Genomic DNA, 23,439 nt, shown 5'->3' on the forward strand with positions numbered 1-23,439 from the left:
ACCGGGACACGTTCCACCGAGCCCCGCGGGGTCGCACCATGAAGTCAGGCCAGCATCTCTTTCCAACCGCATGACTGTGACCCCATCCACGCCGGCCGCCGGCGCCCTCGCGGTGCCAGCGCCGGCGTGGTTCATTTCCGACCTGCATCTCACCCCCGGCATGCCGCGCACGCTGGCCGCCTTCGAGCACGTGCTCGAACGCGCGGCGCAAGAGGCGCGCGCCCTGTTCATCCTGGGTGATTTTTTCGAATTCTGGGTTGGCGACGAAGAAACCGACAGCCCCTTCGCGGCGCAGGTGGCCGCCAGGCTGCGCCAGCTTGCCGGACGCGGCGTCCAGGTCTACCTGATGCACGGCAACCGCGACTTCCTGCTGGGCCAACGCTTTGCGGGCGCCGCGGGGGCCACCTTGCTGCCCGACCCCACCGTGATCGACTGCGCCGGCCAGCGCGTGGTGCTCAGCCACGGTGACATGTTGTGCACCGACGATGAGCGCTATATGCGGTTTCGCCACTGGACCCGCAAGCGCTGGGTGCAGCGGGTATTCCTGTCGCTGCCGTTGGCGCTGCGGCTGCGCGTGGCGCGCCGCCTGCGCGCCGATAGCGAAGCGGGTCGCACGCAGGCCCGCCGCGACGCACCGCCAGACTATGGCGACACCACGCCGCAAGCCGTGGCCGCGCTATTGCGCGCCAGCCAGGCGCCGGCCCTGGTGCACGGCCATACGCACCGCCCCGCCCGGCACGAAAGCCCGGAAGGCGTGCGCTGGGTGCTGACCGACTGGGACCTCGACGGCAAGCGGCCGCGCGCCGCCGTGCTGCAACTCGACGCGGGCGGATTCAACGTGCTGCCGCAAGTAAGCTGACGCAAATAAGCTGACGCCGAACCCCCCTCTACGCTTCATCGACCTTCTGCATCAAACTACTTCATCAGCTTGCGCAGCTCGCTCGCATCGAAGCGGTCGTTCGGCGTGTTCTCGAGATGCTCGCCGAGCCGATCCAGCGCGGCCATCACGGTCTCCAGCCGCTCGTGCTGCTGCGCCGCGTTGTCGATCAGGCTCTTGAGCGCAAGCGAGACCGGGTCGTCCGCGTTCGGCGTGATGCCATAGGCCGAGAACTCCTGCTTGGCGCCCTGCTGCCCGCTGGGTGCGTCCGGCAGGATGATGCGCGCCGGGATGCCGACCGCGGTGGCGCCCGGCGGCACCGGCTTGAGCACCACGGCGTTGGAGCCGATGCGCGCGCCGTCGCCGATGGTGTAGCCGCCGAGCACCTTGGCCCCGGCGCTCACCACCACGTTCGCACCTAGCGTGGGGTGGCGCTTCACCCCCTTGTAGAGCGAGGTCCCGCCCAGGGTCACGCCCTGGTAGATGGTGCAGTCGTCGCCGATCTCGGCGGTCTCGCCCACCACCACGCCCATGCCGTGGTCAATGAACACGCGCCGCCCCACCTTGGCGCCAGGGTGGATCTCGATACCGGTGAAAAAGCGAGCCCAGTGCGAGATCCAGCGGCCCAGCCAGTGAAACCCCGCATTCCAGCAGGCGTGCGCGAAGCGATGGAACACCACGGCGTGAAAGCCGGGATAGCAGGTCAGTACCTCCAGACGGCTGCGTGCGGCGGGGTCGCGCCGCATGATGGCGTCGATATCTTCCTTCAGGCGAGTGAACATCTTGGTCGTGTCGTGTTGCCACGCCGTGCGCCGCGCGCCCTGGGCCAGGGCTGGCGCGATCGCCGGCATGGTCATTGGCCGGTGAAAACGGGATCAGGGAGTGTAAGAGATTTGCTGCCCTGCTGCCGCCATGGACATTGGCTGCAATGACGCCGGCCGCCCCGCGGAACATGTTGGACATGCCGGATCGGCGGGACGGGCAGCGCCTGCCATCAACATCGCTCGGGCACGTGCACCAGGCCGGTCATCAGGCGGCGCGCGCTGGTGGGGGGCAACGACCCACTGGCCGGCGCGAGGTAGTCAAGCACGATCCTGGCCGCCGCGAACGGCAAGCCGTCCTCGGCAAAATCGCCATCCTCGAGCGGATGGCCATTGCGGCAAGGCACGCGGGCAACGACGGCCTGGCTCACGTTCAGCAGCCAGATGCGCACCGTGGTGATGCTATCGCGCGCCGGCACGAAACCGCGCCAGATCGCGAACGGCGCTGCCGCCGCCAGCAGCTCGCCGCCATTGCCGGCCCAGTCGATCCGCGGCTCGCCGATGGCCACCGCGCCGAACAGGCAGTCCACATCGCAATCGGGACGCTGCGAGGGGCGCACCAGCACGACATGGCTGGCGCTGGCGGTGACGCCACCCATGCCATCGCTCTGCCGGCCATGCGGATCGGGCGAGCCGATCACGCGCAGCAGCACGGCATCGCGGTCGCCCGGATCGGTGGGCAAGTCGTCAGCCAGGAAGAAGACCCCTTTGCTGGTGCCGCCACGCATGTAGTAGGCCGGAATCTCCACCTGCTCACTTCTCCTGTTTGGTTGGCGCCCGTGCGCCTTGGCCTTGCGTGGCTGCCAGCATGTGCTTGGCAATGCCCCGCAGGATATTGACCTCCTCGCGCTCCAGCCCGCTGCGCGCAAGCAGCCGGCGCAAGCGTGGCATCAGCTTCTTCGGGCTGGCCGGATCAAGGAAGCCGATGGCTTCCAGCCCAGACTGCAGGTGGCCGAACATGGCCTCGATCTGCTCGGCCGTGGCCGGTTCGCCAGCATAGCCGATCTCGGCGAGCGGCGTCGCCCTCACCTCCAGCAGTGCCAGGCGCATCTCGTAGGCCACCAGTTGCACGGCCTGGGCAAGATTGAGCGAGGTGTAGGCGGGATTGGCGGGAATGTGGGTGACTGCCGAGCAGCGGTCGACCACCTCGTTGGGCAGGCCGAAGCGCTCATTGCCGAACACGAAGGCAATGTGGGCGCCGGCGGCTTGCGCGCCTTGCAGGGTGGCTTGCAGGGCGGCAATGCGGGCGCCGGCCTGCGCCACCGCGTCGCGCGGCAGCAAACGAGGCGGCCCGAACTCGCGCTGGCGCGCGGTGAGCGCCACTGCGTAGGCGGTACCGGCCAGCGCGGCCTCGATGTTGTCGACGATCACCGCGCCTGCCAGTACGTCGTCGGCACCGCTGGCCATGGCGATGGCATCCGGATGCTCGCGCACCGCCGGCTCACGTGGCGAAACCAGCACCAGGCTGCCCGGCACGGTGCCGAAGCCCATGGTCTTCATGGCCCGCGCGACGGCGCCGACATTGCCGGGATGGCTGGTCTCGACCAGCACGAAACGCACTGCGGCAAACGCGGCGGGGGCCATCAGGGCCGCATCGGCTGCAGCCTCCGGAGCGATAGTGGAAACTGCCTGGCAAGGCGCGCCAGATGGCGGATCAAGGTCCTGGCCGGCCTGGGTGGCGGGGGCTGCGGCGGGGGCGCCGTTGGCGTCGGCGCTCGTCTGGTTCTGCGGGTTCATATACAATTCAGGCTTCATCTTCGGTGCGCCGCCCGTTTTATGCGGTAGCGACGCGCCCGTTCTTCTACAATCCGTTGTGTTGTCAGCCGCCCCAAAGGGCAGCGCGCCGGCCTTTTGCGCCAGGCCGCGCACCTTTGGCCGGCCTGGAGAGATTCATGCATCCGATGCTAAATATTGCCGTCAAGGCAGCCCGCAAGGCAGGTTCCGTCATCAACCGCGCGTCGATGGACATCGACCGGGTTCAGGTATCGCGCAAGCAGCACAACGATTTCGTCACCGAAGTCGACCGCGCCGCCGAGGCCGCGATCGTCGAGATCATCCGCACGGCCTATCCGGATCACGCCATTCTAGCGGAAGAGTCCGGCCAGTCCTGGGCCGAGGGCGAAGAACCCACCAGCGAATACGTCTGGGTCATCGACCCGCTCGACGGCACCACCAACTTCATCCACGGCTTTCCCCAGTACGCGGTCTCGATCGCCCAGCTGCACAAGGGCGTGCCGGCACAAGCCGTCGTCTACGACCCGTCGCGTGACGAACTCTTCACAGCCAGCAAGGGCGCCGGCGCGTTCCTGAACAACCGCCGCATCCGCGTGTCGCGCCGCGACAAGCTGGCCGACTGCCTGATCGGCACCGGCTTCCCCTACCGCGACATGGAAGGCCTGGACCAGTACATGGAACTGTTCGCGCTGATGACGCAAAGCTGCGCCGGCCTGCGCCGCCCGGGTGCCGCGGCGCTCGATCTGGCCTACGTGGCCTGCGGCCGCACCGATGGTTTCTTCGAGCAAGGCCTGCACCCGTGGGACATGGCCGCCGGCATGCTGCTGGTGACCGAGGCCGGTGGCCTGGTGGGCAACTACGCCGGCGAAGCGCGCCAGCTCGAACAAGGCGAAGTGCTGGCCGGCAACCCCAAGGCGTTTGCGCAGATGGTGCGCCTGCTGTCGCCGTTCTCGGTGGACAACGCCAAGCCGGCCCGCTAAGGACCCCGGCAACGACGCAGCGCGGCCGCCTGGCCGCGCTCAGCGTGACGGACGCGGCGGCGCCCCGGCAGGATGCCATATGCCGAGCGCCACGCCGCCCACGATCATCGCCATCGCGCCCGGCAGCGGCCGCACAGGCGGTTCACCCGGCACCAGGGCCAGCAGCGCGATGGCGTCACGACGTGAAAGCGCTGCTGGGATGGCCATGGCGCGCTGCCGCCTCAAGCATCCACCGCGACCGCCCTGCCCGGCATCGTCTCGCCGACCGCCCCTGCCATCGCCTCGGTACAAACACCCTGCCCCCAGCTTCGCACATAGTCCGGCACGCTGGGCTGCATGCCATCCGGCACCGGCCGCTGCCCCTGGAGGCGCAGCGGCAGCACGCCCGCCCATACCGGCAGCGCCATATCGGCCTCGTCATCCTTGGGCCCGCCGCTGCGGATCTTGGTGGCGGCTTCCTCCAGCCCGATGCGCAACACCGTGGTCGCCGCCAGCTCATTGGCATCTCCTGGCCTTGCTTCGCCCGAACGCCCCACCGCAATGCGCTCCAGGAAGGCATCCATCGCCGCCGCCTTCGCTGCGCCAGCCACCACTTCAAAACTGCCGTAGATCACCGCCGAGCGGTAGTTCATCGAATGATGAAATGCGGAGCGCGCCATCACCAGGCCGTCGAGGTGCGTCACGGTTACGCAGACCTGGCTGCCTGCCGCGGCCAGCTTCAGCATGCGGCTGCCATTGGAGCCATGGATGTAGAGGTGCTCGCCCTCACGCCAGCACGCGGTGGGAATGCAGTGGGTGCCGTGATCGTCGGTGAAGGCCAGGTGGCACAGGTAGGCATCGTCGAGGATCGCATGCAGTGTCGCGCGATCATAGTGGCCGCGATCGGCGACGCGCCGCACGCGGGTACGTTCGCTCGGCGGCATGGGTTTCTGGCTCATGGTGGCTCCTTGTCCTGGGGTTGTGGGTGCCGGCGGCAATCTCGTTGCGTTACGGCGATGCCGCCAAGATAGGGATTTCGTGGCACCATGACTAGACCCATCCAATGCACGGTTTTTAGAACCACGGAAACCACAGAAACCACGGAAGCGACGACATGGACTACGGCCTGCTGGTCTCGACCTTCACGCGCCAGCTCGATGGCCGCAAGCTCACCCAGCAGCGGCTCTTGTACGAGTGCTTGCGCGGCGCCATCCTCGACGGGCGAATCGCCCAGGGCAGCCAGCTGATCGCCACGCGCACGCTGGCAGCGGAGCTCGGCATGGCACGCAACTCGGTGATCTACGCCTACGAGAGCCTGGCGGCGGAAGGCTTCGTGGTGCCGACGCGGCACGGCACCACGGTGGCGCGCGTGGGCCTGGCGCAGGCCGGCCACAGCACGGAGGCGGTCAAGCGCGTCGCCGAGTTGTCGCGCCGCGTGCGCGGGCTGCAGCGCGATGCCGACGGTATGCACGACCTGTTGCCGTTCGTGCCCGGCGTGCCCGACCTGGATGGCTTTCCGCTGGCCGCGTGGCGGCGCTGCATCGAACGCGCCTGGCGCCAGCTCGGCCCGCGCCATCTTGGCTACGGCAAGGTCGAGGGGCAGCCCGCGCTGCGCCACGCCATCGCCGAGTACCTGAAGGTCTCGCGCGGGGTGCGCTGCGACATGGACCAGGTCTTCATCACCGACGGCACGCAGACCAGTCTGGACCTGTGCGCGCGCATCCTGGCCGATGCCGGCGACACGGCCTGGATCGAGAATCCCGGCTACGGCGGCGCGCGGGCCGCCTTCCAGTCGGCCGGCCTCGTGCTCGAGCCCGTGGCGGTGGACGCGGACGGCCTGGCGCCCCGCCCGGAGCAGTGGCGCGACGCCCCGCCCCGGCTGATCTACATCACGCCATCCCATCAATATCCACTAGGCTCCATTCTCAGCCTGGAACGGCGCCTCAAGCTCATCGAAGATGCCCGCGCCGCCGGTGCCTGGGTTGTCGAGGACGACTACGACAGCGAGTTCCGCCGCGGCGGCGTGCCGCTCTCGGCCGTGCAGGGGCTGAGCGAGGATGCGCCGGTGATCTACCTGGGCACGTTCAGCAAGACCATGTTCCCGGCGCTGCGCCTGGGCTTCATGGTGGTGCCGCGCTACCTGGCCGCGACCATTGCCGGCACGCTTGGCGAAATCTCCCGGCGCGGCCACGTGGCCGAGCAGATCGCGCTGGCGGAATTTATCGACAGCGGCCAGTTCGCCCGCCACCTTCGCCGCATGCGCCAGCGCTACGGGCAGCGCCGCGACGCCCTGGAGGCGGCGCTGGCGCGCCACCTGCGCGGTAGCGTGACGGTATCGGCCAGCGCCGGCGGCATGCACCTGTCCGCGCGCCTGGAACTGCCGCTTGCCGACACCGTGGTCACCCGCGCGGCGCGCGCGCAGGGACTGATCGTGCAGCCGCTGAGCACCTACCGCTTGGCCGGCACGCCGCTGGCGCAGTACAACGGCTTCGTGTTCGGCTACGCCGGCGTGCCGGCCGGCGCCTTCGACGGGCTGATCGCGCGGCTGGCACAGGTAATTGACGCGCTGCCGCGAGAGCCGGTGTCGTAGCACGGCGTTGAGCCCGTTCTTGCGAATCTGCCCACTCGCCGCCTACATTACTTCCATGGGAGTGCCAAGCTCCCGGTGCTGGCGCGCGGGCAGCGGCGCCGCCGGCTGCAATTTCCGGCGCCGCGCTTTCGTGCGCTGCGCCGCAATCGCGTCCAGGGTGGCGAACATGACGGCACTGTCGAAGTGGTGGAGGCACCTGGCCGGCAAACCGCTCGACCCGCTCGCCCCGGAAACCCGCCACGCGATCGCCGTGGTGCCGGTGCTAGCCTGGGTGGGATTAGGCGCCGACGGACTTTCCTCTTCGTGCTATGGACCCGAAGAGGCTTTCCTGGCGCTTGGCACCCATACGCCGCTGGCGCTCTTCCTTGCCCTGGCCACCGCCAGCACGGTATTCATCATCGCGATCGGCTACAACCAGGTCATCGAGCTGTTCCCCACCGGCGGCGGCGGCTACCGCGTGGCCACGGCCTTGCTGGGACCGCGTCCCGGACTGGTGTCGGGCGCGGCGTTGCTGGTCGATTACGTGCTGACCGTCGCGACGTCGCTGGCCAGTGGCGTCGACGCGTTCTTCAGCCTGCTGCCGGTAGAGGCCCAAGCCTTCAAGCTGGCCACCGAACTGGTAATCGTGATCATGATGACCGGGCTCAATTTCCGCGGCATGAAGGAATCGATCCTGGTGCTGATGCCCATCTTCCTGGCCTTCGTGGTACTGCATCTCGGGCTGATCGTCTATGGCGTTGCCGCGCACGGCGACCATCTCGGCGCGGTCGTGCCCAACGCCATCGGCGAGGCCTCCGGCATGTCGCAAGCGATGGGTCCGATCGTGGTGGCGGCGCTGCTGATGCGCGCGTTCTCGCTGGGTGGCGGTACCTACACCGGGCTGGAGGCGGTCTCGAACAACGTGAACATGCTGGCCGAGCCGCGGGTGCCGAACGGCAAGTGGACGATGTTCTACATGGCGACGTCGCTGGCCTTCACGGCGGGCGGCATCATCCTGCTGTACATGCTGTGGAACGCGGCGCCGGTGGAAGGCAAGACGCTGAACGCCGTGGTCTTCGACCGCATCATCGACCATCTAGGCTTCGGCTCGGCATGGTCCCGCCATGCGCTGCTCGCGGCGCTGCTGGCCTCCGAGGCCGGGCTGCTGCTGGTGGGCGCGCAGACCGGCTTCCTGGACGGCCCGGCGGTGCTGTCGAACATGGCGGCGGACTACTGGGTGCCGCGGCATTTCCGCGATCTCTCCGCCCGGCTGGTGCGGCAGAACGGCGTCATCGTCATGGGCCTGGCCAGCTTGCTGATCCTGTTGTGGACGCACGGCCAGGTCGCGGTACTGGTGGTGCTGTACAGCATCAATGTCTTCCTGACCTTCAGCCTCTCCTTGCTTGGCCTGTGCATCTACTGGTGGCGCCATCGCGGCGAGCCGCGCTGGATCGTGCGCTTCGGCCTGTCCCTGCTGGGCTTGTCGGTCACCGCCACGGTCCTGATGATCACGCTGGTGGAGAAATTCACCGCTGGCGGCTGGCTAACCGTGCTGGTAACGGGCCTGGTGGTTGCGCTGTGCGTCTTCATCAAGCGGCATTACACGACAACCCGCGCCGAGCTGGCCCGGGCGGATGCTCTCTTCGCCGGCAGCCCGCCCCTGGTCGATGCGAGCCGCGTGCGGCCCCTCGACCGCAGCCTGCCCACGGCGATCGTCCTGGTGGGCAAGCACCGCGGCGCCAGCATGCATGCGCTGCTCTGGGTCGAGCGATTATTTCCCGGACACTTCAAGAACATGCTCTTCCTGGCCGTGGGAGAGGTCGATGCGCAAAGCTACGAGGGCCAGGAAACGCTGCATCGCCTTCAACAGACGATTGGTGAGTCACTGCGTTATTACGTCGCCAATTGCCAGCGCCACGGCCTGGCGGCCGATTCGCGCGCGGCATTCGGCACGAACCCGGTGCTTGAGTTCATGAAGCTGGTCGATGCGGTGACGGCCGAGTACCCGAACAGCGTCTGCTTTGCCAGCAAGCTGATCTTCCAGCACGTCAGTTTCCTGACAGCTTGGCTGCATAACCAGACACCCGGTGAGTTGCAGGAGCGGCTACACCTGCAAGGCAAGCAGATGGTGCTGCTGCCAATGAAAGTAGCGTGATGGCGCGGCCTATTTGACCAGCGTCACTGGCACGCGCGACATGCGTATCAGCTTGTTGGTCAGCCTGCCCGCCAGCAGCGCGCCAACAGCCGTGCGCCCGGCCGTGCCCATCACGATGGCATCGCAGTCGTTCGCCGCTGCGGCCTGCGCGATGGTCTGCGCCACATCGCCCACCTTGATCTGCGCGACATAGCTGGCCCCGGCGTCGTCCAGGATGCTGCGTGCATCGCGCAGCGCAGCCTCGCCGCTGGCCTCCTCCAGCTTGCGCAACGAGTCCAGCGAATGAAAGGCCGAGGCGCGGCCAAATTCCAGCGGCGGCTGGACATTGAGCAGAACCACCTCGGACACACAGCGGTCCCGGAACATGAAGGCGGCATGACGCACCGCATCCAGCGCGTGCACGGAGCCGTTGACGGGTACCAGAACTCTCAGCATGTCGAACCCCTTGCGTTGTCTCGATCCTCGATCGTTTCGCTACCGGCGCGTATCGCGCTGGTCATCTCGATTCCATATAAGTTCGGATCCCGCAAAGATGCTGTAAAGAGACGGATGGCCGCGTATTTTTTTTGTAAACGCCCGGCCGGCTCGGTTCCTGCCACCCTTCCTGCACCCTTCCGCCCTCTTCTCGCCCCCTTCGGGGGCCGGCTCGCAGTAAAATGCGGGTTTTATCCGCGCCAGGCCTCCGGGCCGCCGGAGTACCCGAAAACAGGCGGCTTCGCCAAAGCCGCCCGAGAGGATTGCATGTCCGTAGAACCCCGACAGTCCGCCAAGACCGAGCCCAAGGCCGGCAGCGCGGAAAAGCACACGCCCATGATGGCGCAGTACCTCGGCCTGAAAGCCGACCATCCGGACACCTTGCTGTTCTACCGGATGGGCGACTTCTACGAGCTCTTCCACGACGATGCCGAGAAGGCCTCGCGCCTGCTCGACATCACCCTGACGTCGCGCGGCAGCTCCAACGGCGTGCCGATCCGCATGGCCGGGATCCCCTTCCATTCGGTGGACCAATACCTCGCGCGGCTGGTCAAGCTGGGTGAATCGGTGGCAATCTGCGAGCAGATCGGCGACCCGGCCACCAGCAAGGGGCCGGTGGAACGTAAGGTGGTGCGCATCGTCACGCCGGGCACGCTGACCGACGCGGCACTGCTGCCCGACAAGGTCGATACCTACCTGATGGCGGTGCACCAGCAAACCACGCGCCGCGGCGTGAGCAAGACCGGGCTGGCCTGGCTCAACCTGGCTAGCGGCGAGCTGCGCCTGATGGAGTGCGAGGTGGCGCAGCTCGGCCGCGAACTGGAACGGATCCGCCCGGCGGAGCTGCTGTATGCCGATGGCATCGAGCTGCCTGCGCTGGAGTGCGCGCGCACCCGGCTGCCGGAGTGGCATTTCGACCAGGAAGCCGGCACCCGCCGCCTGCGCGAGCAGCTCGGCGTGGCCAGCCTCGATCCGTTTGGCTGTGCCGGGCTGGGCGCGGCGCTCGGCGCCGCCGGCGCGCTGCTGAACTACGCGGCTTCCACCCAGGGGCAGTCGCTGCGCCATGTGAAGGGCGTGACGGTCGAGCGCGAATCCGAATTCGTTGGGCTGGACACCGCCACGCGGCGCAACCTGGAACTGACCGAGACCCTGCGCGGCGGCGAGTCACCGACGCTGTTCTCGCTGCTGGACACCTGCGCCACCGCCATGGGCAGCCGCCTGCTGCGCCACTGGCTGCACCATCCGCTGCGCGACAGCGCCATCCCGCAGGCGCGCCAGCAGGCCATCGGCGCGCTGATCGGCCAGGGCACCGATGCGCTGCGCGCGGCGCTGCGCCGGCTGTCCGACGTGGAGCGCATTACCGCGCGCCTGGCCCTGATGAATGCGCGCCCGCGCGACCTGTCCTCCCTGCGCGACACGCTGACCGCCCTGCCCGACGTGCAGGCCTGCCTGCGCGCTGACGATGCCGCGCCGTTGCTCAACCAGACGTTGACGGAACTGGCGGTGCCCTGGGAATGCCATGCCCTGCTGGCCAGCGCGGTGGCGCCGGAGCCGGCCACCGTGGTCCGCGATGGCGGCGTGATCGCCCGTGGCTACGATGCCACGCTCGATGAGCTGCGCGATATCTCGGAGAACTGCGGCCAGTTCCTGGTCGACCTGGAAGCCCGCGAGCGCACTCGCACCGGCATCGCCAACCTGCGCGTGGAATACAACCGCGTGCATGGCTTCTACATCGAGGTGACCAACGGCCAGGCCGACAAGGTCCCCGACGACTACCGCCGCCGCCAGACGCTGAAGAACGCCGAGCGCTACATCACGCCCGAGCTCAAGGTCTTCGAGGACAAGGCCCTGTCCGCGCAAGACCGCGCGCTGGTACGCGAGAAGCAGCTGTACGACGCATTGCTCCAGCAATTGCTGCCGCATATCGGCGAGTTGCAGCGGGTGGCCGGCGCGCTGGCCCGCCTGGACGTCCTCGCGGCGCTGGCCGAGCGCGCGCAGACGCTGGACTGGACCCAGCCCGAGCGCGTAGCCGAGAACGTGATCGACCTGACCCAGGGCCGTCATCCGGTCGTGGAGGGCCAGCTCGCAGCGGAATCCGTGCCGTTCATCGCCAATGATTGCCAGTTGACCGAAGCGCGCAAGCTGCTGCTGATCACCGGCCCGAACATGGGCGGTAAATCGACCTTCATGCGCCAGACCGCGCTGATCGTGCTGCTGGCTTGCGTGGGCGCCTATGTACCGGCGCGGCGCGCGGTGATCGGCCCGATCGACCGCATCTTCACCCGCATCGGCGCCGCCGACGACCTCGCGGGTGGGCGCTCCACCTTCATGGTGGAAATGACCGAGGCCGCCAGCATCCTGCACAACGCCACGCCTGCCAGCCTGGTGCTGATGGACGAGATCGGCCGCGGCACGTCGACCTTCGACGGCCTCGCGCTGGCGTGGGCGATCGCGCGCCACCTGCTGGCGCATAACCGCAGCCATACACTGTTTGCCACCCATTATTTCGAGTTGACGCAACTGCCGCAGGAGTTCACGCAGGCGGCCAATGTCCACCTGTCCGCGGTCGAGCATGGCGATGGCATCGTCTTCCTGCATGCCGTACAGGATGGGCCTGCCAGCCAGAGTTACGGCCTGCAGGTGGCGCAGCTGGCGGGCGTGCCGCAGCCGGTGATCCGCGCCGCGCGCAAGCACCTGGCCTGGCTGGAGCAACAGTCGGCGGATGCCACGCCCACGCCGCAGCTGGATCTGTTCGCCGCGCCGCCCTCGCCCCCGGACGATGACGACGACTACCTGGAACAAGGCGAAGGCAAAGACGGGACCTTTGGCAATGGCCAGCCGGTCAATGCGATTTCCGTGCAGCAGGCCGCCTTGCTAGACGCGGTGGCCGAGCTCGACCCGGACAGCCTGACGCCGCGCGATGCACTCGACGCGCTCTATCGGCTGCGCGCGCTCGCCAAGGATGCCGTAGCCACCGCATGACGCCAACCGGGATCGTGCGCCAGCGCTGGCTGCTCCTGGCCGGACTGGCCATGCTTGGCGTGTTGCTGGCGCTGCCGGGCCAGGCGGCGAACCGTGCCCGGGCTCCGGCTCCGGCTCCGGCTCCAGCTCCGGCTGCCGAAACGATACGCGTGGCCCTGATCGCCGACCAGCCGCAGTGGCCGGCCGCCGAAGCGGGCACCGCCCGCCTGCTCGATTTCCTGGCCGCGCGCCGGCTGGAGTTTGTCGTCCATCTGGGCGGCATCAAGGGCGATACCGAATCCTGCGGCGACACCCTGCTTTCCGCTCGCCAGCGGTTGCTCGACCAGTCGCCGCTGCCGCTCGTCTACCTGCCTGGCGAAACCGACTGGGCGGAATGCGCTCGCGCCGCCAACGGGCGCTTCGATGCGGTGGAGCGGCTGAACCGCCTGCGCGAGCTGTTCTATCCGGCCGATACCACGCTGGGCCAGCGGGTACTGCCGCTGATGCGGCAGTCCGAACAGGCTACCTTTCGCAGCTATCGGGAAAACGTGCGCTGGCACGCTGGGCGCGTCATGCTGGTGGGGTTGAACCTGCCGGGCGACAACAATCACTATCGCTCGGAAGGCGGGCGCAACGGCGAGTTCGAGGATCGCCGCGAGGCCAACCGCCAATGGCTGGCGCGCGCGTTTTCGCTGGCGCAGCAGCAGAACCTGCCCGGCATCGTGCTGCTCATGCATGCCGACCCACAGTTCGGCAACGGCTGGGAGCAGCGCGGCAAGCCCTCCCTGCTCGATGGCTTCCTGCGCCGGCGCGCGCGCGATGGCTTCCTGGAGTTCAAGCGCCAGTTGCGCGAGCTGGCCGGGCGCTACCGTGGCCAGGTCCTGCTGGTGCATACCGGCCTGGGCGGCTTCGGCATCGATACGCCACTGAAAGATGCCAGCGGCAAGACGCTGCGCAACGTCTCCCGCGTGGTGTTGCCAGGCGGCGCGCCCGGCCAGTACACCGAACTGGTGATCACGCCGGGGTCGCCGTCGCTGTTTGAGGTCACGCTCAAGGATGGCCCCGAGGCGGAATGAATAGCGTCAGCCCAACCCCGCACCACAAAGAAAAAGCCGGCGATGCCGGCTTTATTCGTGGGACCTTCCGCGAGGGCGCGCGCGCGTGGCGCACTCAGTGCAGCGTGCGGCTGCCGTCGCCTTCGTCGTCCTCATCTTCGTCCACGACTTCGATGCCCGAGGCGCCATGCGCGTGGCCGTGCTGCACTTCGTCGCCCGTGGCTTCGCGGACTTCCGCTACCTGCAGCCAGAAACGCAGCGCCATGCCGGCCAGCGGGTGGTTGCCATCCAGCACCACCTTGTCTTCGGCCACGTCGGTCACGGTGTAGATGATCGAGTCTTCGTCGTCGCCGTCTTCGGGCACGCCTTCGAATTGCATGCCGACTTCCAGCGGCTCGGGGAAACGGTCGCGCGGCTCTACCTTGACCATATCGGCGTCGTAATCGCCGAAGGCTTCCTCGGGCTCGAGCTGCAACTGGGTTTCGAAGCCGGCTTCATGGCCTTCCAGCGCTTCCTCGATCTTGGGGAACGTGCCATCATATCCGCCGTGCAAGTAAACCATCGGCTCATCCGACTCCTCGATCAGATTGCCCTGCGCATCCGACAGCTTGTACACCACGGATACCACCGTGTTCTTAGCGATTTTCAATTCTTGACTCCATGAACGATTCCGCATTATACGCGCAGGCCTTGCCCCCCGGCCCCGTCGATCCTGACGCGCCGCTCACCCTCCTGGGTGGCATGACGCCAGCTGCTTTCATGCGCGATATCTGGCACCGCAAACCCCTGCTGATTCGACAAGCCGTACCGGGAATCGTGCCGCCGGTATCGCGCGAGTCGCTTTTCCAACTGGCCGACCGCGACGACGTCGAGTCGCGCCTGGTGTCGCACTTTCGCAACCGCTGGAAGCTCGAACAAGGCCCCTTCGCCGCCGACAACCTGCCCTCCCTGAAAGCCCGTCAATGGTCGCTGCTGGTGCAGGGCGTTAACCTCCACGATAGTGCAGCCGCGGACTTGCTGGGGCAATTCCGTTTCGTCCCGGATGCGCGCCTGGACGACCTGATGGTCAGCTACGCCACCGACGGCGGCGGCGTGGGCCCGCACTTCGATTCCTACGACGTTTTTCTGTTGCAAGTATCGGGCCGGCGCCGCTGGCGCATCTCGTCCCAGACCAAGCTCGACCTGGTCCCGGACCTGCCGCTCAAGATCCTGTCGGACTTCACGGCCGAAGAAGAATGGGTGTTGGAGCCAGGCGACATGCTGTACCTGCCACCTCAGTATGCCCACGACGGCGTGGCCGACGGCGAGTGCATGACGTACTCGATCGGCTTTCGCGCACCGGCCTACCGCGAACTGGCGGGGCACTTCCTGGCCTGGCTGTCGGAAACGGTCGAGGACAACGAGGATTTGAGCGGGCGCTACGCGGATGCCGGCGAGCCGGCAACATCACATCCAGCCCAGCTGCCTGCCCAGATGGTGCGGGCGGTGACCGAGAAACTGAGCGCCCTCCGTTGGTCGGGTAGCATGGTTTCGGAGTTTCTGGGCGCGCATCTCTCCGAGCCCAAGCCAAGCGTGGAGTTTGCGGAAATATCCGAAATCACGCTGAAGAAATACAACAAACTCGCCCTGGCTCATGGCGTCGTGCTTGCGCCGGGATCCATCGCGTTGTATGACCGCGCGCATTTCTTTATCAATGGCGAAGCTTACGAGCCGCCCTCGGCGCTGGCGCGCTGGCTGCGCCTGCTGGCGGACCGGCGCTGCCTGAGCGCCGTGGAAGTGGCTGCCTGCGCGGACCTGCCGGATCTGATGGAGACTTTCCATCACTGGGCGCTGGAGGGCTGGCTGCAATTCGGACCTGCTTCGCTGTAATAATCCGTAACAACCAAAAACAGGAAAAGACAGCGCTACACAAGCCGGGAAAACGCGGATATAATCACCGGCTGGCTAGTACTGTGTACCACTGCATTTGTCGGCACCCGGGAGAGCCTCTATTTTGCAGTTCAAGAGCGATAATTACCGGTAATTATTCATCGCCTGTTTTTCTGTTATTAAAGTTAAAGGACGAACAATGAAGAAGTCTCTCCTGATCGCATCGCTGCTCGCCGCCGTTGCTCTCGCCGCTTGCGGCAAGAAAGAAGAAGCCGCTGCTCCGGCACCGGAAGCTTCGGCTCCGGCTGCTGCTGCTCCGGCTGAAGCATCGGCTCCGGCTGCTGCTCCCGCTGCTGACGCATCGGCTCCGGCCGCTGCCGCTGACGCTTCGGCACCGGCTGCTGACGCATCGGCTGCTGCTGCTAAGCAGTAATCGGTCTCGACCGATAAAAAAGCCGACCTTCGGGTCGGCTTTTTTACGTCTGTAGCTTTACGTCTGCAGGCTTCGCCGGCGCATTGCCCGCCGCGTCTCAGGCCCTGACCGGCTGCCAGCCCAGTCCTTCGTGCTGGTCCGCCACCAGGATTTCGTCTGACGACACGCCCAGCGCCGTGGCCAGTGCCTGGGTGGCCAGCTCCCGGGTATTGTTCTGTTGGCTCAGGTGCGCGGCCACCACGCGCTGCAGCCCCGCATGCGCCACTCGCTCCAGGATGCCGGCCGCCACTTCATTGGCAAGGTGGCCAAAATCGCCGCCAATGCGCTGCTTCAGCGAATACGGGTAGGCGGAATTGCGCAGCATCTCCCGATCGTGGTTACATTCCAGCACCAGGGCATGCACCCCCGCCAGCCGCGCGGTGACGTAAGGCGTCTCCATGCCTGCATCCGTCAGCACGCCCAGGCGGGCGTCGCCGTCACTGAGCACGAACTGCAACGGCTCACGCGCATCGTGCGGCACGGTGTATGGGAGGATGTGGAGGTTGCCGATCGCCAACGGATGGTCGGCACCACACACGCGCACGTCGGCCTTGTCCGCCCCGCGCATGTGCGAGGTGGCAAGCCAGGTGCCGTGGCTGGTATGTACCGGCAGGTCGTGACGGGAAGCAAAGGCGTAAGCCGAGCCGACATGATCGCCGTGCTCGTGGGTAACCAGCACGGCATCGAGCTGATCCGGCGTGATGCCGAGCCGCTCCAGCCGCCGCGCGGTTTCGCGAATGCCGAAGCCGCAATCGAGCAACACCCTGGTCGTGGTGGTGCCCTCTTGCGACTCGATCAACAGGGAATTGCCCTCGCTGCCGCTACCGAGGAAGGCAAAGCGCATCATGCGCCTGCCTCCCCTGGCAGCCCGGCGAGCCACCTCGCGGCAGGGCGCCGCGGGGTGGTTTGCGTGACCCGCATGCCGGTCAGCGCAGTTGCTCGTCGAGCAGCGAAAGAATGCGTTTGCCGACTTCGGTGCCTTCCGGCTGGCCCGCATCGTTCTGCACCGTCACGGTCGTGCCAGTGCCATCACCCTTCAGTGCCACGCGATACTTCTTCGCCTTCTTGCTGTCCTCGGTGCCGGTCTTGGTGAACAGCTTGGAGAAGAAACCGCGATTGTCCACGGTGTCGCGCGGGTCGACATAGCGCACGTAGTACAGGCCTTGCGCGCGGTCCCGGTCTTCCACCGTGAAATTCACGCGGTCCAGCGCCAGGCCGACCGAGCGCCAGGCGCGGTCGAACGGCTCGGACAACTGCAGTGCCTGGCTGCCATTGACCTGGGTCAGGTTAGCATTGGCGCTAGGCGCTGCACCCTTTGCGGCAGTGGCGCCCGCAGCGGCGGCTGCCGGCGAAGCGGGGTTCTTGGCCATGCGGTCGGCCTGCTCCTTCTGCACGCCCAGGCGCTGCGCGAAGCGCGAAAGGAATTCGGCCTCCAGCTCCGGATCGGAGGGGCGCGGCGTCCAGGTCGTGGTCGACTTGTCGATGCCAGTCAGTTGCTCCTGCGCACCACGGTGGCTGATGAAGACTTCCAGGTTGCCGTTCTGCGAGCGCTCCAAGCGCGTGCGGAACTTGTCGCGCTCGGACGTCGAGTACAGCCCGTCGAAGACCTTGCCGATCGTGTTGCGGATGAAATCCTGCGGGATCTTGGCGCGGTTCTCGGCCCAGTCGGTTTCCATGATGCCGGTCTCGGGCGAGTCCTGCACCAGCAGGAAACCGCTCTCCTGCCAGAATTCGCGCATCGACTGCCACAGCTTGTCCGCCGGCATGCCGTTGCTGATCACCAGCCAGCGCTGGTTGCCGTCGCGCTCCATGCGGATGCCTTGCGTGGAGGGCAGCACGTTCTCGGCGCCCACCTGCTGCTGCACGACCTTGTTCGACTGGTTGTAGGTCGACAAGGTGGACGTGCCGTTCTGATCCGGCACGGAGTAGCGGCGGTCGCCTTCGATCTTGGTCAGGTCCGGCGGCACGTCCAGCGTGGAGGTGCGCTTGGCAGCGGACTTGTAGTCGATCTTGTCGGGCGCCATCGCGTCGTTGATGCTGCTGCAACCGGACAACGCGCTTGCCACAAGCACGGGCAAGACCAGGGCGGCACGGCCAACTTGCGTTGCACCGTGGCGGTTAAGCTTGAGTTTCATTGACACGCAATCCTAGTTGAGGGATGACGGCAAAACACAGTGCGATCAGCCGAGCAGGCCGGCCGCCGACAGCGCCTTGCGCACCACATCGTGGTATTCCGGTGACAGCGGAGTAAGCGGGAGGCGGATGCCACCCTGCATTCTGCCCATTTGCTGGAGCGCCCACTTGACGGGAATCGGGTTGGCCTCGACGAACATCGCCTTGTTCAGCGCAACCAGTTCCATATGGATGCGACGCGCGGTAATCGCGTCGCCCTTCAGGGCAGCCACGCACAATTCGTGCATCTTGCGCGGCGCCACGTTGGCCGTGACGGAGATATTGCCATGGCCGCCCAGCAGCATCAGGGCAATCGCCGTGGGATCATCGCCGCTGTAGATGGAGAAGCCCTGCGGCGCATCCTTGATCAGTTGCGCGGCACGGTCGATATTGCCGGTCGCTTCCTTGACGCCGATGATGCCCGGTACCTGCGCCAGACGCAGGATGGTGTCGTGCTGCATGTCGGCCACGGTACGGCCCGGCACGTTGTACAGCACGACAGGCAGGTCCACCGCTTCCGCGATCGTGCGGAAATGGCGATACATGCCCTCCTGGGTGGGCTTGTTGTAGTAGGGCACCACCTGCAGCGACGCATCGGCGCCGACCTGCTTGGCAAACGCGGTCAGCTCGATCGCTTCCTTGGTCGAGTTGCCGCCGGTGCCGGCGATGATCGGGATGCGCTTGTCGGCCTGCTCCACGGCGACGCGGATCAGCTCGCAATGCTCATCCACGTTCACCGTGGGCGACTCGCCGGTGGTGCCGACGATCACGATGCCATCGGTGCCCTCGGCCACGTGCCAGTCGACCAGGGCGCGCAGCGCGGGGAAATCCAGGCTGCCATCTTCCTGCATCGGCGTCACGATAGCGACGATGCTGCCGTTAATCTGTGTCATAACGTTTGAGAATTCGAGAAACGAATACCGCGATTGTACCGGATACCCAAGGCCTTCCGACCGCACCTTCGACCGGGGAAAACCCAAGGCAGTTCAACGCGTGAAGCCCAGGTCTCGCCGACCGGGCCCGCAAATAACCGGGGCCGCACTTCAGCCCGGCAAAGGATACCGCGGCGGCGCTCCGCCGCCCGTTTTGCCTATATCTTCGCGAATCGCGCAAATACGCTGCACAAAGGCAGCTTTAGGCACTTCCAGCACACCATCTTCGTAGGCAATCACCCGCAAGATGCCGTGCACGGCATCCAGCAACTCGCCCGGCTGCAACAGGAAATCCGGGTTCGAAGGCTTGCCCACGGTCTCGTTGCCAGCCGCGAAGGTTTCGTAAAGAAACACGCCACCCGGCGCCAGCGCAGCGAACAAATGCGCCCAAAGCGGCCTGTGCAGGTAGTTGGTGACCACGATCGCGTCGAAGCCCGGCTCATCCGCCAGCGGCCACGTGCCCTGCTCCAGGTCGGCCGCGCGCGTGGCGACGCCTTCGGGCAAAGCCGCCAGCGCGGCCAATGCCGCCGCATCGCGATCGACGCCCAGCACCGCATGGCCGCGGCGCGCGAACCAGGTGGCGTGCCGGCCATTGCCGCAGGCCAGGTCGAGCACGCGGCCGCCCGGGCGCACCAGATGCGCCCAGCGCGCCACCCAGGGTGACGGTGCGCCCAGCGGCGCGTGGGGGATGCCCGCCGCCGTGCTCACCGGTACCCCAGGCCCATGGCGGTGCGCACGTCGCGCATCGTCTCGCGCGCCACCTGACTGGCCCGGTCGCAGCCGTGGTCGACAATGGCGCGCAGCAGCGCCGGATCGTCCATGTATTTTTGCGCCCGCTCCAGCATGGGCTGCTGCTCGCGCAGGATGCCCTCGATCACCGGCTGTTTGCATTCGATGCAGCCGATGCCAGCGCTGCGGCAGCCCTTCTCGACCCACTCGCGGGTGGGCGCGTCCGTATAGACCTGGTGCAGTTGCCACACGGGGCAACGCGCCGGGTCGCCGGCATCGGTGCGGCGCACGCGCGCCGGATCGGTCGGCATGGTACGCACTTTTTTTTCCACCGACGCCTTGTCCTCGCGCATGCGGATGGTGTTGCCATAGGACTTCGACATCTTCTGGCCGTCCAGCCCGGGCATGCGCGATGCCGCGGTCAGCAGCGCCTGCGGCTCGACCAGGATAGTCTTGCGCGAACCGCCCAGGTAGCCCAGCAGCAATTCACGGTCTTCGGCGGCCAGGCTCTGCGACTGCGCCACCAGCGCGCCGCCCTCCTCGAGCGCCTCTGCCTTGCCCTGCTCCTGATAGGCGCGGCGCAGTTCCAGATAAGCCTTGGTGCGCTTGCCGCCCAGCTTTTTGGCGGCCTCCTGCGCCTGCGCCTCGAAGTCCGGCTGGCGCCCGTACAGGTAGTTGAAGCGGCGCGCGATCTCGCGCGTGATCTCCACATGCGGCACCTGGTCCTCGCCCACCGGCACACGGCCAGCGCGGTAGATCAGGATGTCGGCGGCCTGCAGCAGCGGATAGCCGAGAAAGCCGTAGGTGGAGAGATCCTTGTCCTTGAGCTTCTCGATCTGGTCCTTGTAGGTCGGCACCCGCTCCAGCCAGCCCAGCGGCGTGCCCATCGACAGCAGCAGGAACAGCTCGGCATGCTCGGGCACGCGGCTCTGGATGAACAGCGTGGCGCGCTCGGGATCGACGCCGGCGGCGAGCCAGTCGATCAGCATCTCCCAAACGGATTCGCCGATCACCTCCGGCGATTCATAGTGCGTGGTGAGCGCGTGCCAGTCTGCCACGAAGAAGAAACAGGGATATTCGGCCTGGAGCTGGACCCAGTTCTTGAGTACGCCGTGATAGTGGCCCAGGTGCAGCGCGCCGGTAGGCCGCATGCCGGAAAGAACGCGATCGGGAAACATGTCTATCTGTATTTGTGGGAATCGGTGCAGGTACGGGTACGCGTATTCGAGGTCTGCGCCGGCATGGGCGCCGGCGCCGCGGCGCGGCTTACTGCACCAGCGCCAGGATGGGTTGCAGCATCAGCAACACCAGGCTCCTGAGCGCCCCCATCACCGGCTGCATCCACACTTTGGTGATCACGCCAGCCGCCACCAGCGCCAGCACCACGAAGATGCCATAGGGCTCGATGCGCGACACCGCATGCGCGATCCGCTGCGGCAACAACGCGGTCAGGACGCGGCCGCCGTCGAGCGGCGGCACGGGGAACAGGTTGAACGCAGCCATCACCAGGTTGACCAGCACGCCGGCCTGCGCCATCTGGGTGAAGAACGGCTCCGGCACCCTGCCCACCACCAGGCCAACCGCCACCAGCGCCCACAGGAAGGCCTGCAGCACATTGCTGCCCGGGCCCGCCAGCGCCACCCACATGCCATGCCAGCGCGGATTGCGCAGGTGGTCGAAGGCGACCGGCACCGGCTTGGCGTAGCCGAAGACAAACTGCCCGCTGGTCATGAAATAGAGCAGCAGCGGCACCGCGATGGTGCCGATGGGATCGATATGGCGCGCCGGGTTAAGGCTGACGCGGCCCATCGAGTAGGCGGTGTTGTCGCCAAACAGCTTGGCCACGTAGCCGTGCGCGGCTTCATGCAGCGTGATGGCGAACAGGACCGGCAGGGCGTAGACCGCTAGGGTCTGAATCAGAGAAGAATCCATGGGTCACTATTGTACCGGGGCTGCGGCAAAGCGACTGTTCGGTGGCAATCACAGTCCAAAACGCTCGATATCGCCGCGTCCTTGCCGCACCAGCTCGGGCTCGCCGGCGGTCAGGTCGATCACCGTGGTCGGCTGCGCGGGCGCGGCGCCGCCGCAGATCACCAGTTCCAGCAGTTTTTCCAGCCGGGCGCGGATCACCTCCGGCTCGTTGAGCGGGGCTTCGTCGCCCGGCAACTGCAAAGTAGCCGAAATCAGCGGCTCGCCCACTTCGGCCAGCAGCGCCAGCGGAATGGGATGGTCGGGCACCCGCACGCCAATGGTCTTGCGGGCGGGATGCGAAAGCCGGCGCGGCACTTCCTTGGTGGCCTCGAGGATAAAGACGTAGGGCCCGGGCGTGGCGCCCTTGAGCCAGCGGTACTGCCGGTTGTCCACCCGCGCGAAGTTGCCAAGCTCCGACAAATCGCTGCACATCAGGGTCAGATGGTGCTTGTCGTCGATCCCGCGCAAGCGGCGCAGCCGCTCTACCGCGGCCTTGTCGTCGAGCCGGCAGGCCAGCGCATAGCTGGAGTCGGTGGGCAAGGCAATCAGCCCGCCCTGCCCGATGATCTGCGCGGCCTGCTTGATCAGGCGGGATTGCGGGTTGAGCGGATGGATCTCGAAGTATTGGGACATGTGCGGGCCTGGGGCGACCGGCCGCGGGATGGGCGCAAACGCCGCGCGCATTCCAGGCCAGTTCTGCGATGGGGAGAAGCGAAGGGAGCGCATGGCGGGTTCGGGCGGGCTGGGCGCGGGGCGGCCGTTGGCCGGCGCGGCTTACCAGTCATGCCAGACCGGGGTGACCGACGACGGCAGCGGCGGCAGCGAGCCCAGCTCGATCCGTCCCTCGCCCGGCCCGTGGAAGTCCGAGCCGCGCGAGCCCAGCAGGCCATAGTGATGCGCGACATTGGCATATTGGCGGTACTGCTCCGGCGTATGGCTGCCGGTGACCACCTCGACCGCGGCCCCGCCGAGCTGCTTGAACTCGTCGAACAGCGCATCGTGCTGGAGTTGCGTGTAGTTGTAGCGGCCCGGGTGCGCCATCACAGGAATGCCGCCGGCCGCCTGGATCCAGCCCACCGCATCGGCCAGTTTGGCCCAGCGGTGCCCGACATAGCCCGGGCAGCCTTCGCCGAGGTAGTCGTCAAACACTTCGCTGATGGTCTTGCACCGCCCTTCTTCCACCAGCCAGCGCGCGAAATGGGTGCGCGAGATCAGGTCGGGATTACCGACGTGGCGCAGCGCGCCCTCATAGGCGCCCTCGATGCCGATCGCGGCCAGCGCTTCGCCGATGTCCTGCGCCCTGGCGGCCCGCCCGGAGCGCGTGGCTGCCAGGCCATTGACCAGCACCTGGCTGCCGGGGTCGATCTGCAAGCCAACGATATGCACGGTCTGCCCGGCCCACGTCACCGAGATCTCCACCCCGGGCACGTAGCGCATGCCAAGCGCCTCGGCCGCGGCCCGCGCCCTGGCCTGGCCCTTGACCTCGTCATGGTCCGTCAGCGCCCAGAACGCCACGCCGCCGGCATGCGCGCGCGCGGCCACGTCCTCGGGGGACAACATGCCGTCGGACACCGTGGAATGGCAATGCAGATCTGCGTTGATTGCGTGTGAATTTTGCATGCGTCTATTCTACTCTCGCGATAATTCCGCGCTAATCCAACTTCAATCCGACTTTAATACCGCGCCAAT

At 66.8% G+C, this 23,439-nt stretch carries 24 protein-coding genes; 8 read left to right on the forward strand and 16 right to left on the reverse strand.

What is annotated here, in order from left to right:
• Positions 1 to 70: 70 nt before the first annotated feature.
• Positions 71 to 859 carry a UDP-2,3-diacylglucosamine diphosphatase gene (locus AC1RQC_RS26860; protein WP_492885125.1) on the forward strand — a complete coding sequence of 263 codons (789 nt, stop codon included), beginning with the start codon at positions 71 to 73 and terminating at the stop codon, positions 857 to 859.
• Between the two features lie 56 nt (positions 860 to 915).
• On the opposite strand, the gene cysE is transcribed toward AC1RQC_RS26860, so the two are convergent.
• From cysE to AC1RQC_RS26875, 3 genes are all read right to left on the reverse strand, one after another.
• Entirely contained in the window at positions 916 to 1,659 is a 744-nt protein-coding gene (cysE, locus tag AC1RQC_RS26865; protein WP_006163142.1) for a serine O-acetyltransferase, read from the reverse strand.
• A 212-nt stretch (positions 1,660 to 1,871) separates the two neighbouring features.
• The gene (locus AC1RQC_RS26870; protein ID WP_492885127.1) at positions 1,872 to 2,447 is read right to left on the reverse strand and encodes a PrpF domain-containing protein; all 576 of its coding nucleotides are present in this window, start codon (positions 2,445 to 2,447) and stop codon (positions 1,872 to 1,874) included.
• 4 nt (positions 2,448 to 2,451) lie between these two features.
• Positions 2,452 to 3,453, reverse strand: coding sequence for an RNA methyltransferase (locus AC1RQC_RS26875; RefSeq protein ID WP_492885129.1), 1,002 nt, complete (start codon positions 3,451 to 3,453; stop codon positions 2,452 to 2,454).
• A gap of 137 nt (positions 3,454 to 3,590) precedes the next feature.
• Between AC1RQC_RS26875 and AC1RQC_RS26880 the strand changes: the two genes are divergently transcribed.
• Positions 3,591 to 4,412: an inositol monophosphatase family protein gene (locus tag AC1RQC_RS26880; protein WP_150983880.1), complete on the forward strand. Its 822-nt coding sequence runs from the start codon at positions 3,591 to 3,593 to the stop codon at positions 4,410 to 4,412.
• A gap of 39 nt (positions 4,413 to 4,451) precedes the next feature.
• On the opposite strand, the gene AC1RQC_RS26885 is transcribed toward AC1RQC_RS26880, so the two are convergent.
• Both AC1RQC_RS26885 and AC1RQC_RS26890 read right to left on the reverse strand, forming a co-directional pair.
• Positions 4,452 to 4,619, reverse strand: coding sequence for a hypothetical protein (locus AC1RQC_RS26885; RefSeq protein ID WP_492372653.1), 168 nt, complete (start codon positions 4,617 to 4,619; stop codon positions 4,452 to 4,454).
• A gap of 14 nt (positions 4,620 to 4,633) precedes the next feature.
• Positions 4,634 to 5,350 carry a pyridoxamine 5'-phosphate oxidase family protein gene (locus AC1RQC_RS26890; RefSeq protein ID WP_492885131.1) on the reverse strand — a complete coding sequence of 239 codons (717 nt, stop codon included), beginning with the start codon at positions 5,348 to 5,350 and terminating at the stop codon, positions 4,634 to 4,636.
• A gap of 155 nt (positions 5,351 to 5,505) precedes the next feature.
• Between AC1RQC_RS26890 and pdxR the strand changes: the two genes are divergently transcribed.
• On the forward strand, positions 5,506 to 6,981 hold the full coding sequence (gene pdxR / locus AC1RQC_RS26895) for a MocR-like pyridoxine biosynthesis transcription factor PdxR (protein WP_492372655.1): 1,476 nt from the start codon (positions 5,506 to 5,508) through the stop codon (positions 6,979 to 6,981).
• Between the two features lie 42 nt (positions 6,982 to 7,023).
• Here the strand turns inward: pdxR and AC1RQC_RS26900 are convergent, their stop codons facing one another.
• Positions 7,024 to 7,149, reverse strand: a complete 126-nt coding sequence (locus AC1RQC_RS26900; RefSeq protein WP_492372656.1) for a hypothetical protein — start codon at positions 7,147 to 7,149, stop codon at positions 7,024 to 7,026.
• On the opposite strand from AC1RQC_RS26900, the gene AC1RQC_RS26905 reads away from it, so the two are divergent.
• A complete protein-coding gene (locus AC1RQC_RS26905) occupies positions 7,148 to 9,115 on the forward strand; it encodes an APC family permease (RefSeq protein WP_492885133.1) in 1,968 nt (655 codons plus the stop codon). The two genes, AC1RQC_RS26900 and AC1RQC_RS26905, sit on opposite strands and share 2 nt — an antisense overlap.
• Positions 9,116 to 9,124: 9 nt before the next feature.
• On the opposite strand, the gene AC1RQC_RS26910 is transcribed toward AC1RQC_RS26905, so the two are convergent.
• On the reverse strand, positions 9,125 to 9,550 hold the full coding sequence (locus AC1RQC_RS26910; RefSeq protein ID WP_492372658.1) for a universal stress protein: 426 nt from the start codon (positions 9,548 to 9,550) through the stop codon (positions 9,125 to 9,127).
• A gap of 306 nt (positions 9,551 to 9,856) precedes the next feature.
• On the opposite strand from AC1RQC_RS26910, the gene mutS reads away from it, so the two are divergent.
• Both mutS and AC1RQC_RS26920 read left to right on the forward strand, forming a co-directional pair.
• Entirely contained in the window at positions 9,857 to 12,571 is a 2,715-nt protein-coding gene (gene mutS, locus AC1RQC_RS26915) for a DNA mismatch repair protein MutS (protein WP_492372659.1), read from the forward strand.
• The gene (locus tag AC1RQC_RS26920; protein WP_492885136.1) at positions 12,568 to 13,626 is read left to right on the forward strand and encodes a hypothetical protein; all 1,059 of its coding nucleotides are present in this window, start codon (positions 12,568 to 12,570) and stop codon (positions 13,624 to 13,626) included. The genes mutS and AC1RQC_RS26920 overlap by 4 nt, the downstream gene beginning before the upstream one ends.
• Positions 13,627 to 13,720: 94 nt before the next feature.
• On the opposite strand, the gene AC1RQC_RS26925 is transcribed toward AC1RQC_RS26920, so the two are convergent.
• A complete protein-coding gene (locus tag AC1RQC_RS26925) occupies positions 13,721 to 14,254 on the reverse strand; it encodes an FKBP-type peptidyl-prolyl cis-trans isomerase (protein ID WP_441633715.1) in 534 nt (177 codons plus the stop codon).
• Between the two features lie 11 nt (positions 14,255 to 14,265).
• On the opposite strand from AC1RQC_RS26925, the gene AC1RQC_RS26930 reads away from it, so the two are divergent.
• Together AC1RQC_RS26930 and AC1RQC_RS26935 are read left to right on the forward strand one after the other, a co-directional pair.
• A complete protein-coding gene (locus AC1RQC_RS26930; protein ID WP_492829419.1) occupies positions 14,266 to 15,474 on the forward strand; it encodes a JmjC domain-containing protein in 1,209 nt (402 codons plus the stop codon).
• Positions 15,475 to 15,673: 199 nt separating this feature from the next.
• Positions 15,674 to 15,907, forward strand: coding sequence for a hypothetical protein (locus AC1RQC_RS26935; RefSeq protein ID WP_492372662.1), 234 nt, complete (start codon positions 15,674 to 15,676; stop codon positions 15,905 to 15,907).
• Positions 15,908 to 16,004: 97 nt separating this feature from the next.
• On the opposite strand, the gene AC1RQC_RS26940 is transcribed toward AC1RQC_RS26935, so the two are convergent.
• From AC1RQC_RS26940 to AC1RQC_RS26975, 8 genes are all read right to left on the reverse strand, one after another.
• Positions 16,005 to 16,793: an MBL fold metallo-hydrolase gene (locus AC1RQC_RS26940; RefSeq protein ID WP_492372663.1), complete on the reverse strand. Its 789-nt coding sequence runs from the start codon at positions 16,791 to 16,793 to the stop codon at positions 16,005 to 16,007.
• A gap of 79 nt (positions 16,794 to 16,872) precedes the next feature.
• Entirely contained in the window at positions 16,873 to 18,081 is a 1,209-nt protein-coding gene (gene bamC, locus AC1RQC_RS26945) for an NlpB/DapX family lipoprotein (protein ID WP_492829421.1), read from the reverse strand.
• 45 nt (positions 18,082 to 18,126) lie between these two features.
• A complete protein-coding gene (gene dapA / locus AC1RQC_RS26950) occupies positions 18,127 to 19,011 on the reverse strand; it encodes a 4-hydroxy-tetrahydrodipicolinate synthase (RefSeq protein ID WP_492372665.1) in 885 nt (294 codons plus the stop codon).
• A 150-nt stretch (positions 19,012 to 19,161) separates the two neighbouring features.
• Positions 19,162 to 19,758, reverse strand: a complete 597-nt coding sequence (locus AC1RQC_RS26955) for a class I SAM-dependent methyltransferase (RefSeq protein WP_492372666.1) — start codon at positions 19,756 to 19,758, stop codon at positions 19,162 to 19,164.
• Complete coding sequence (locus AC1RQC_RS26960; RefSeq protein ID WP_492372667.1) at positions 19,755 to 20,957, reverse strand: tryptophan--tRNA ligase; 1,203 nt, start codon at positions 20,955 to 20,957, stop codon at positions 19,755 to 19,757. Before AC1RQC_RS26960 ends, AC1RQC_RS26955 begins: the two co-directional genes overlap by 4 nt.
• A gap of 88 nt (positions 20,958 to 21,045) precedes the next feature.
• Positions 21,046 to 21,711 (reverse strand): site-2 protease family protein, encoded by a 666-nt coding sequence (locus AC1RQC_RS26965; protein ID WP_492829423.1) that lies wholly within the window; start codon positions 21,709 to 21,711, stop codon positions 21,046 to 21,048.
• A gap of 48 nt (positions 21,712 to 21,759) precedes the next feature.
• Entirely contained in the window at positions 21,760 to 22,383 is a 624-nt protein-coding gene (locus tag AC1RQC_RS26970) for an L-threonylcarbamoyladenylate synthase (protein ID WP_492372669.1), read from the reverse strand.
• A gap of 141 nt (positions 22,384 to 22,524) precedes the next feature.
• Positions 22,525 to 23,370, reverse strand: a complete 846-nt coding sequence (locus AC1RQC_RS26975) for a 3',5'-nucleoside bisphosphate phosphatase (RefSeq protein ID WP_416048095.1) — start codon at positions 23,368 to 23,370, stop codon at positions 22,525 to 22,527.
• Positions 23,371 to 23,439: the final 69 nt, after the last annotated feature.

It is taken from the genome of Cupriavidus sp. GW822-FHT03E04 (assembly GCF_058801495.1).